Raw genomic sequence first — 10,224 nt, 5'->3', positions numbered from 1 at the left:
GCAGGAAAGCGTTCCAATGGCCGGGACCGCCTGTGCTAAGGGCCTCGGGCGCCTGGGCCGGGTGCCCCGGGCAGCGGCCTGCGGCTACCCCTCCAACAGCTGCTGACCGAGGTAGCCCCCGGCCGGCGCGGCCGGCGGCACCGCGTACAGGCCGCTCGCCTCGTGCCGCAGGAAGCGGGAGAGGCCGTCGCCCCGGGAGAGCTTGCGCTGCACCGGGGTGAAGCCCTGGCGCGGGTCGGCCTGGAAGGCGAGGAAGAGCAGCCCGGCGTCCGGCGAGCCGTCCGGCAGCAGCCCGTCGTGGTACGAGAAGCCGCGCCGCAGCATGGCCGCCCCGCCGTTGGCCGCCGGGGCGGCGACCCGGATGTGCGCGTCGGCGGGGATCGCCAGGGCGCCGTCCGGGCCCTGCGCGGACAGGTCGACCGGGGTGTGCTCGCCGGCTCCGGCGGGCGAGCCGAGCGGGGCGCCGTCCGCCTTGCGCCGGCCGATCACCCGCTCCTGCCGGTCCACCGGGAGCGCCTCCCAGTGGTCCAGCAGCATCCGGATCCGCCGGAACACCAGGTACGAGCCGCCCGCCGACCAGCCCGGCCGGTCGCCGTCGGCGGTGCAGAACACCTTGGCGGCGAAGCCGTCCTCGCCCGGCTTCGGGTTGTTGGTGCCGTCGACCTGGCCCATCAGGTTGCGGCCGGTCACCGGCCGTGCGGCGGCCCCGGGGGTCCGGGCGAAGCCGGCCGACTGCCAGCGCAGCGCCGCCGTACCGGCCGCCAGCCGCTGCAGCACCCGCAGCGCGTGCACCGCCACCAGCGCGTCGTCGGCGCCGATCTGGACGAACAGGTCGCCGTCGCCGCGGGCCGGGTCGAGCGCGTCGCCGGGGAAGGCGGGCAGCGGTTCGAGCCCGGGCGGGCGGCGGTCGGCGAGCCCGGCCTTGTCGAAGAGCGCCGCGCCGAAGCCGACGGTGAGGGTGAGCGAGCAGGGCCCGGCGTCCAGGGCGATCTGGTTGTCGAACTCCTCGGCCGGCTCCCCGGCGGTCAGCCGCTCGGCCGCCTTCGTCCAGCGCTGCAGCAGGGCGCGCAGCCCGTCCCGGCCCGCCCCCTCGGCCAGGTCGAACGCGGCCAGCTGGACCCGGGCCTGCTGCGGTTCGAGGATCCCGGCCTGGTGCTCGCCGCGGAACGGCACCCGGGCCGCGCCGAGCGCGCCGCCCGCGGGTGCCGCACCGGCGGGGTGGTCGGTGCCGTCCAGGGCGACCGCCCCGGCGACGCCCGCGCCCGCGCCGACCAGCAGCCCGGCGCCGGCGGTGCCGAGCAGCGCCCGCCGGGTGAAACCCGTACGGCCCGCCGGGTCCTGCCCTGCCGAGGCCTGCTCCGTCGGGTCCTGCCCTGCCGAGGCCTGCTCCGTCGTCGTCACGTCGTCCATCGCCGTCAGCCGATCTTGAACTGCCGGGTCGGCGTGGTCTGGTCGATGTCGGAGGAGCGGATCTGCACCGACACCACCCAGGTGCCCGCCAGCGGCAGCTGCGCGGTACCGCTCCAGCGGCCGGTGCCTTCCGGGGTGAGCGCGACCGGCAGTGGGCCGAGGTCGCGGTCCGGCAGGGTGAAGGCGAGCTGCACCTCGGGGACGTCCACCGGCTGCCCGTCCGCGCCGTCCAGCGCGAGCTTCACCTCGTTCGGGCCGGTCCGGGCCGGGTTGAGGGTGACGGTCGCGGTGCCCTTGGCGTTCGGCGTCCGGCCCTTGGTGTCGTACGGGAGCTTGAGCTCGACGGTGCGGCCCGGCTCGGTCTGCGGCGCGGCCACGGCCCCGCCGGCGGCCGGCGCGGCGGTTCCGGCCGTGACCTCGCTCGCGACCCGTCCGGGCGGGGAGTTGGTGAGCATGGTGGTGACCACCAGCACCGCGACCGCGACCAGGGCCTCGACCAGCACCGAGCGGCGCAGTCCGGCCCGGGTCGGGGTCAGTCCGCGTTCGCGTCCGGCGTTCTGGCGGGCGGCCCGCTGGCGGGCCAGCTGGGCCCGGCGGACCGGGTCCTCGCCGTGCGCCGTGGCGCCGACCGGCTCCGGCACCTCGGCCTGTTCGACCTCGGCCGCCTCGGCCGGGGCCGACCGCAGCCGGGCCAGCCAGGAACGGGACATCCAGGCGACGCCGATCATCACGACCACGCAGCCGCTCTTCACCAGCAGCAGCCGCCCGTACGCGGTGCCGGTCAGCGCGCCCCAGCTGCCGAGGCCCCGCCAGGACTGGTAGATCCCGGTCGCGGCGAGGACGGCCACCGAGCCGAAGGCGATCCTGGAGAAGCGGTCGACCACCTCGGCGCCCACGCCCTCGCGCAGCGCGACCAGCAGCGCGGCCAGCCCACCCAGCCAGAGCGCCATCGCGATCAGGTGCAGGATGCCGAGCGGCAGCGCCAGCCAGACCTGGATGCCCACCGAGGCGTGGTCGGCGCCGACCCAGGTCGCCGAGAGGGCGACCGCCAGCAGCAGCCCGGCCACGCCGAGGCCGAGCCGGGTCTCCCGCTGCGGCCGTTCGGCGGCCCGCTGCTCCAGCTCGCGCAGTTCGGCGGCCTCGGCGTCCTCGCCCTCGTCGCCGCTGTCCTCGGCGGGCTTCGCGGGGAGCGGCCGTGGCGGCTGTCCCAGCTGGCCGACCAGCAGCGACAGGAACACCCCGCCCGCCGCGAGCAGCAGCAGCCGGGCGGCCAGCGCGGTGCCGATCCGCTCGTCGAGCGTGGCGCGCACCAGCGACAGGTCGAAGGCCTGCCCGACGCCCGAGCCGCGCTCGTACGGGCCGCGCAGCATCAGCACCGCGACGGTGGAGACCAGCAGTGTCGTCCAGCCGGTCATCAACAGCCGCTGCACCGGGCGCCGGGCGGTGCCGGCCGGCCAGCAGATCAGCACGAAGGCGGCGACGCCGGCCAGGAGCGCGAACGCGGCGTACGCGACCGTGCGCCCGGTGCCGTAGAGGGCGGCGACCACGTCGTCGGCCTTGGCGCCCTGCAGCGCGGTGGCCGACACCGAGGTGTCCGAGGGGGCGCCGATGGAGAAGGTGAACGCCCCGCCGACCGGGTGCGAGTCCTCCGAGACCGCCCGCCAGGCCACCGTGTACGTGCCGTTGGCGAGCCCGCCCTTCAGCCCGACCCGGGCGGTGTTGCCCTTGCCGTCGGCGTGCGCGGGGTTGCCGGTGTCCACGGCCTTGCCGGCCGGGTCGAGCACCCGGACGGAGTCGGAGGAGAGCGACACGGACTCGCTGAAGGTCAGGGTGACCTCCGGCGGGGCGGTGGCGACCACCGAGTTCTGCCGGGGGTCGGTGGAATCCAGGGTGGCGTGCGCGGAGGCCGGAACGGCGCCCGCGAGCATCAGCGCGAGCAACGCGCCGAGCACTCCGAGTACCCCGGCGGTCCGGCGGTGCGAGGCCTTCTCCAGGCCGGCCGACTGCATGGTGGCGGTCCCCTTAACTCTGGCCGGGGCGGTAGGTGAGCTCCTTGACCGGCACCTTGACCGAGATGGTGCCGGACTTGGCGAAGGTGAGGTCGAGTTCGACCTCGTCGCCCAGGGTGGGGGCCTTCTGCCAGCCCATGATCATGAGGTGGGTGCCGCCGCGGGCGAACTGCAGCGCGCCGTGGGCGGGCACGTCCAGGGTGTCGACCTGTTCCATGCTCGACGGGGTCGAGCGGTGCATGGTGACCGACTCGGCGCCCGGGCTGGTCACCTTGACCAGCTGGTCCTGCCCGCCGTCGTTGCGGACGGTCAGGTAGCCGGCCGCCATGCCGCCGGCCGGCGGCAGCGGGATGTAGGAGTCGGCGACGCTGAGCCTGGCCGGCCCGCCGCCGGCCCCGTCCTGGCCGTCCGTCCCGCAGGCGGCCAGGATGGCGCCGCCGCCGAGGGCGGTCGCGACGACGGCGCCCAGCAGGGCGGTCCGGCGGAAGCGGCGGGTGCCCGTCGTCACGCCGCGACCCCCTTGGCGAGCAACGGCAGGTCGTGCTCGTAGGTCTTCTCCTCGGTGCCGCTCATGTAGAGCACGTGCGCCTTGTCGTCCGAGGGGAGGAAGGCCAGCACCTGCGCGCCGTGGGTGGAGGTGACCGTGCCGTCCGCGTTGACGACCGGGTCCTCGATCATGATGCCGAGCGACTTGGCGGCGGTCTTCACCTTGGCCAGGTCGCCGGTGAGGCCTATGAAGTCGCTGCCCATCGAGTCCAGCCAGGTGCGCAGCACCTTGGGGGTGTCGCGCTGCGGGTCGGTGGAGACGAAGACGACGTTGACCTTCTGCCGGTCCTCCGGGGAGAGCGCCTTCATCGCGACGCCGATGTCGCCCATGGTGGTCGGGCAGACGTCCGGGCAGCTGGTGTAGCCGAAGAACAGCAGGGTGGCCTTGCCGTTGGTCTGCTGCCGCAGGTCGTACGGCTGGCCGGAGGTGTCGGTCAGCTGGAGGTCCGGCTTCTCGAAGTTCTTCGCCAGCTTGGTGCCCTGGTACGGGGTGTCCTCCTTCTGCTGGGTGACCTTCGCGGCGGTGGAGTCACCGCCGGAGGAGCCGCAGGCGGACAGCGTCAGGGCGGCGGCCAGCGCGAGGGCGGCCGCGCCGGCCAGGCGGGTGGTGCGGGCGGTACGGGCGGTGCGGGGCATGCGTACGTGATCCGATCGTGCGCGGTGGACCGCCGACGGGGCCGGACCCGGGGTGCGGGTACGGCGGGGGTGCGGCCGTACGGCCTGGGTACGGCCCCGTCGGCGCGGGGGGTCAGGAGGCGGAGCCGCCGTTCTTGCGGCGCAGGCCGAGCACGCCGACGGCGGTGCCGATCACGCCGACCACGATGCCGACCACACCGAGGGTGCGGGCGGTGGAGTCGCTGCTCTTGCTGCCGCCGTCGGAGGCGGCGGCGTGGTCCGAGCTGCCGCCGTGGGCGTCGGCGGCCGGGGAGGCGGTGACGCCGTGGTCGTCCCCGCCCGCGGCGGCCTTGGTGAGCTTCAGGACCGGGGCCGGGTGGGCCGGCTCGGGCTGGCCGTCCTTGGACTCGTCGATCCAGCGGACGACATCGCCGTTGTCGTAGGTCTGCAGGGCCTTGAAGACCATGCTGTCGGCGTCGGTCGGCAGCGGGCCGAGCGAGACCCGGAACTCCTGGAACTGCCCGGGGGAGACCTTGGTGCCGGCGTCGGCGGTCCAGGTGATCTTGGAGACGGCCTCGTTGACGTCGCTGCCGTGCACCTTGATCGGCTTGTCGAGCTTGGACTTCTCCAGGGTGGCGGTCCAGCCCGGCAGCGGCAGGGTCCGGACCGACGCCAGCGGGTGGTCCAGCGGGAGGTTGACCTCCAGCTTCACGGTGCTCGCGGCGTCGCTCTCGTTCGGCACCCGGAAGTCGACGGCCGTGTAGCCACCCTGGGCGGCCGAACCCGGGTTCACGGTGACGTGCGCGAAGGCCGGACCGGCCAGCGCCACCACGGAGGCGGCGGCGGTCAGGGCGACGGCGGCGAGACGACGGGCGGGAAGGGAACGCATGATGCGGGTCTCCGATCGGAGCTGGGCGGCAGGCCGGGACCGGGCGACGGACTGAACCGCGCCTCGGCGGTACCTCGGTGGTGCCGCGCGTGGGGATGTGTGGGGCAGAGCCTCGGGGCCGGACCCGGTGGTCGGGAAACGGCCCGGACGGTGCGCACACCGCGACCCGGCACGGCCCGCAGGCCGCCGGGAGACGCGGATCAGTACGCGAAGGCCCCGCACGGCGGTCCACGTCGCACCACGCTGTGCCGCAGCACGGCACCCGCCGGAAGCGGACGCTCCCCGCCCCGGACCCCGAGCCGGCGGACCGGACCGGCCACCCCGAACAGACCCCGCAGCACCGCGGCCACCAGCGCGAACACCGACCGCAGCGGCGCCGCCCAGCGCTCCCGCGCCGCCGAGGCGACCACCCGCAGCAACCGCCACAGCGCCGCCTCGCCCCGCCGCAGCCACCAGCCCGCCACCAGCGCGGCGACCAGGTGCCCGGCCAGCATCGACGGCGTCATGCCGAACATGCCGCCGCCCTGCCACCACGGCGCGGCGGCGAACGCGTGCGGGTCCAGGCCCGCCGAGGAGACCAGCTGCTCCGGGGACGGGCCGCCGGGCAGGCCGAGCAGCGTGCCCGGGTGGGCCTCGTTGCAGATCAGCCGGCCGGCCACCTGGGGAACGGTCAGCGGACCGGAGCCGCCGTGGTGCATGCCGGACATACCGGACATGGCGGTGAAGCCGTGGCCACCGAGGCTGTGGAAGAGGAAGTGCAGTCCGAGCTGCCCCGCGGCCAGTGCCCCGGCGATGCCGGCCAGCGAACGCTCCCGTCCACCGCAGGCCACCGCGAGCGCCAGCACCGCGACGAAACCCGCTGCCAGCGCGGTCGGCGGTACGTTCCCGCCACCGGCCACGGCGTGCCCGGCGGCCGCTATCAGCGTGCAGAAAAGCGCGAACGGGACGGCCCGGGCAAGCCGCAGATCCCAGGCGGCGGACCCCGCCGGCTGGGCCGGTCCGGGGGCGCCCGGGAACGGGGCGGCAGCGAGGGCAGGCATGGCCGGGCCATCCTCTCATTGCGTACGCCGGCGACACGGGCAGGGTGGGAAATCCCTACGAATGCCCCTTTCGGCGGCGGCGTGCAGGCCCCCGTGTGCGCCGCGGCGCACAGACCCCGTCCCCCAGTCCATCCGCCGAACGGGCGGTAGCGGCCCCCGTGCACGGTTCACCGCCGAATCGCCCGGAGATACCTAGTTGTATGTGGAGCCGCAGCCAGGAGGGACCTCCCGTGGACATCTGGTGGACTCTGCACCTCAAGCGCGACCCGGCCAGCGTCCCGCTGGCCCGGCGCATCCTGCTCGGTGCCATGGCGACGGCGGGCGTCGACCCGCAGATCGCCGACGACCTCGGCGTCGCCCTCAGCGAGGCCTGCGCCAACGCCGTCGAGCACGGCGCCACCGGGCGGCCCGACGACGGCTTCCAGGTCACCGCCTCGATCAGCGGCGACCGACTGCGGATCGAGGTCACCGACTCCGGCCCCGGCCTGCCCGCCCCCGCCGCCCCGCCGGTCCGGCGCCCAGCTGCCGCCGCCCCGACCCGCCCGGCCGCCACCGGCCGCGGGCCCCACCGCTCCCGCCGCGGCCGCGCCACCGTCCCGGCCCGCGTCCTCACCGGCCACCGCCCCCGCCGCGACGACCACCCGTACGACACCCACGTCCTCCCCTGCCGCCCCACACCCCCCACCCTCCGCCCGGTCGACCTCGACACCCTCCCCGACCTCACCGCCGAATCCGGCCGCGGCCTCTTCCTCATCCACGCCCTCACCGACCACGTACAACTCCGCAACCACCCCCTGCGGGGGGCGATCGTGAGCTTCGACAAGATCCTCAAGTGGCAGGACGGCGCGCTGCTGCGGGCGTCCTGAGGGTGCGGCCGGGGAGACGCCGAGGGGCGCGGGCCTGGGTGGCCGCGCCCCTCGGGGGTGAGTCGGGGTGGGATCAGCCGTGGGCGCCGGCCTTGCGGCGGCGCAGGACGAACAGGGTGCCGGCGCCGGCGGCGAGGACGGCCGCGCCGCCGAGGGCGATCGGCAGGGTGTCGGCGCCGGCGCCGGTCTCGGCCAGGTGCGGGCCGCCCGCCGAGGGCGAGGCGGAGACGGCGACGGCCGGGGTGGTGGCGGCCGTGGTGGCGCCGCCGGTCGCGGCGACGTGGAACTCGCCCAGGTAGTGGTCGAGGAACTGCGTGCAGGCCTGCGGCTTGTTGTTGGCCGGGGTGGGCACCTTGTCGTTGTCGAAGGCGTCCGAGCCGGCTTCGTAGTTTGCGCCGTACTTTCCGACCGGGGCCTTGGCAGTCGCGGCTATCCGGACCTTGTAGGTGACCTTCTCGCCCTTGGCCAGCTTGAAGTCGGGCACCCGGAGGGCCCGGTCGTCGAGCTTGGCGGGCTTCCAGCCGGAGCCGGTGTCCAGCTGGACGTCGAAGAACTCGGTGCTCCACTGGACCGGACCGGCCCCGTCGAACTCGTCGGTGACGTAGAGGCCGTTGTGGATGACCGGCAGGTCGACGCCGCTCTTGTTCTCCCATGTCATGGTCATCTCGGCGGCCGGGCCGCCCTTGACCAGGGTGGTGCCGTACAGGCCGGTGCCGGTGACCTTGAGCAGGGAGCTCTGGTAGACGCCGCCGTGGCAGCGGTTGTCGGCGGTCGGCGTGGGGGCCGGCAGCGTCGGGAGGTTCGTCGGCTTGCCGGTGGCCGGCGGGGCCGGGGTGGTCGTGGCGGTGCGCGGCGGGGCCGAGGGGGTGGCCGGGGCGGTCGCGGCGGCGCTCGGGGTCGGGGCGACTCCGACGGCGCCGGCGGTGGCGGCGCCGATCGTGGCGCCGAGCGAGAGCGCCACCAGCGTGGACGTGGCCAGAAGGCGGGAAGAGCGCACGGTGAGGGCTTCCAGTTTGGTGAAATATGGCTGAAATCGGGCTACTTCGGGCTTCGGCAGGGCCATCGGCGCTGGTCGCGCCCGCGCACCTTATCCGGCCATGGTGGCTGGATTTCGCCCCGGGGCCGGGCGGTCCTGCGGCCGGCGGCGGAGAGCCTCGGCGGGTTTCCCGGTGGCGGCGCGAAAGGCCTGGCGGAGGCTCCGGTTGCCGGGGCTGGGAGGCGGTCGGACGATGGGGGGCATGATGCACCAGATGCGAGCCGAGTACGGCGCCGGCGGCGCGGCCGAGGGCGTGCGGCTGTGGCACGTGGTCCGGGGCGAGGAGAGCGTGGCCATGTGCGGCCGGGAGCTCGATCCGCAGGCGCCGGTGCGGGAGGCGGTGGACTGGGGGAGGACCCCGGAGCTGTGCTGCCACACCTGCGGGGCGTACTTCCTGCGCGAGGCGCCGTACCTGGCGGCCGAGCACCCGTAGACCCGGTCTACTGTGCCCGGTATGGATGAACCCCCCGTCCGGCCGCGGTCGTTGACCCGCGAGGTCGCCGGGCTGCGTGCCGGGGAGCCGGGGCTGCCCGAGTACGTCGACCGCTTCTGCGCGCTGCTCGAGCGGGTGGACCCGCTGATCCACGCGTTCGTGCCGGAGCCCGGGCGGCACGACCGGTTGCGGGCGCAGGCGCGGGAGCTGGCGGCGCGGTACCCGGGGCCGGACGGGCGGCCGCCGCTGTACGGGGTGGCGGTGGGGGTCAAGGACATCGTGCACGTGGACGGGCTGCCCACGCACGGCGGGTCGGCGCTGCCGCCCGGGGTGCTGGCCGGGCCGCAGGCCGCGGTGGTGGACCGGCTGCGCGCGGCGGGGGCGCTGGTCGCGGGCAAGACGGTGACCGCCGAGTTCGCCGCGAGCGCCCCGGGCCCGACCCGCAACCCGCACCACCCGGGGCACACCCCGGGCGGCTCCAGCAGCGGTTCGGCGGCGGCGGTCGCGGCGGGGCTGGTGGCACTCGCGGTCGGCACCCAGACCGTCGGCTCGGTGATCCGCCCGGCCGCGTACTGCGGGGTAGTGGGGTTCCGGCCGACGTACGGGCGGATCCCGATCGACGGCGTGCTCCCGAACGCGCCGAGCTTCGACACCCTGGGGGTGTTCACGGCCGACCTGGCGGGCGCGGAGCTGGCGGGCGCGGTGCTCTGTGACGACTGGCGGCCGGTGGCGGAGGGCCCGGTGCCGGAGCCGGTGCTCGGGGTGCCGGACGGGACGTACCTGGAGCACGCCGATCCGGCCGCGCTGCGCGCCTTCGAGGAGCAGCTGGAGCGGCTGGTACGGGCCGGGTTGACGGTGCGCCGGGTCGAGCTGTTCCCGGACTTCGCCGAGGTGAGGCGGCAGTTGCAGGCCGTCAACCGGTTCGAGCTGGCCCGCAGCCACGCCGACTGGTTCGCCCGGTTCGGCGGCCTCTACCGGCCGGAGACGGTGGCGAGCATCCGGGTCGGCCAGGGCGTCGCGCCCGAGGACCGGGCGGCCGCGCTGCGGTTCCGGGATCGGCTGCGCGAGCGGGTGGACGGGGCGGGAGCGGCGGCCGGGGTGGACCTGTGGCTGGCGCCCTCGGCGACCGGCGGGGCGCCGGAGGGGCTGCACAGCACCGGGGACGCGGTGATGTCGCTGCCGTGGAGCTTCCTCGGGCGGCCGGCGCTGAGCCTGCCGGCCGGACGGACCCGGCACGGGCTGCCGCTGGGCCTTCAGGTGGTCGGCGCGGCCGGTGAGGACGAGCGCCTCCTGCTCCGATCCGCCGTGCTGGAGCGGGTGTTCGCGGAGGGCTAGGCGAGCGCCGGGTCGGCCGGGTCGGCCGGGTCGGCGGCCTCGGTG

General features: G+C 75.7%; 10 protein-coding genes. 3 read left to right on the top strand and 7 right to left on the bottom strand.

Annotated features, from left to right (window positions below; translation table 11 throughout):
• Positions 1-84: 84 nt before the first annotated feature.
• The 6 genes from efeB to ACIBEC_RS26215 form a co-directional block, all read right to left on the bottom strand.
• Complete coding sequence (efeB, locus tag ACIBEC_RS26240) at positions 85-1,410, bottom strand: iron uptake transporter deferrochelatase/peroxidase subunit (RefSeq protein ID WP_360497962.1); 1,326 nt, start codon at positions 1,408-1,410, stop codon at positions 85-87.
• 5 nt (positions 1,411-1,415) lie between these two features.
• Complete coding sequence (locus tag ACIBEC_RS26235; RefSeq protein ID WP_360497960.1) at positions 1,416-3,419, bottom strand: FixH family protein; 2,004 nt, start codon at positions 3,417-3,419, stop codon at positions 1,416-1,418.
• A 13-nt stretch (positions 3,420-3,432) separates the two neighbouring features.
• Entirely contained in the window at positions 3,433-3,927 is a 495-nt protein-coding gene (locus tag ACIBEC_RS26230; RefSeq protein WP_360497958.1) for a copper chaperone PCu(A)C, read from the bottom strand.
• Positions 3,924-4,601 (bottom strand): SCO family protein, encoded by a 678-nt coding sequence (locus tag ACIBEC_RS26225; protein WP_360497956.1) that lies wholly within the window; start codon positions 4,599-4,601, stop codon positions 3,924-3,926. The genes ACIBEC_RS26230 and ACIBEC_RS26225 overlap by 4 nt, the downstream gene beginning before the upstream one ends.
• Positions 4,602-4,713: 112 nt before the next feature.
• The gene (locus ACIBEC_RS26220) at positions 4,714-5,469 is read right to left on the bottom strand and encodes a YcnI family protein (RefSeq protein ID WP_360497955.1); all 756 of its coding nucleotides are present in this window, start codon (positions 5,467-5,469) and stop codon (positions 4,714-4,716) included.
• A gap of 200 nt (positions 5,470-5,669) precedes the next feature.
• Positions 5,670-6,509, bottom strand: a complete 840-nt coding sequence (locus ACIBEC_RS26215; RefSeq protein ID WP_360497953.1) for a hypothetical protein — start codon at positions 6,507-6,509, stop codon at positions 5,670-5,672.
• Between the two features lie 230 nt (positions 6,510-6,739).
• Here ACIBEC_RS26215 and ACIBEC_RS26210 point away from each other — a divergent pair, with 230 nt between their 5' ends.
• The gene (locus ACIBEC_RS26210) at positions 6,740-7,375 is read left to right on the top strand and encodes an ATP-binding protein (RefSeq protein WP_360497951.1); all 636 of its coding nucleotides are present in this window, start codon (positions 6,740-6,742) and stop codon (positions 7,373-7,375) included.
• A 73-nt stretch (positions 7,376-7,448) separates the two neighbouring features.
• On the opposite strand, the gene ACIBEC_RS26205 is transcribed toward ACIBEC_RS26210, so the two are convergent.
• The gene (locus ACIBEC_RS26205) at positions 7,449-8,372 is read right to left on the bottom strand and encodes an LPXTG cell wall anchor domain-containing protein (protein ID WP_360497949.1); all 924 of its coding nucleotides are present in this window, start codon (positions 8,370-8,372) and stop codon (positions 7,449-7,451) included.
• Positions 8,373-8,613: 241 nt separating this feature from the next.
• On the opposite strand from ACIBEC_RS26205, the gene ACIBEC_RS26200 reads away from it, so the two are divergent.
• Positions 8,614-8,844, top strand: coding sequence for a hypothetical protein (locus tag ACIBEC_RS26200; RefSeq protein ID WP_360497947.1), 231 nt, complete (start codon positions 8,614-8,616; stop codon positions 8,842-8,844).
• A gap of 21 nt (positions 8,845-8,865) precedes the next feature.
• Positions 8,866-10,179, top strand: coding sequence for an amidase (locus ACIBEC_RS26195; protein WP_360497945.1), 1,314 nt, complete (start codon positions 8,866-8,868; stop codon positions 10,177-10,179).
• Positions 10,180-10,224 lie beyond the last annotated feature (45 nt).

This window comes from Kitasatospora sp. NPDC051164 (assembly GCF_044455625.1).
In the GTDB taxonomy this organism is placed as follows: domain Bacteria; phylum Actinomycetota; class Actinomycetes; order Streptomycetales; family Streptomycetaceae; genus Kitasatospora.
The sequence above is the reverse complement of the archived record's forward strand: the minus strand, read 5'-3'. Positions and strand labels throughout refer to the sequence as shown.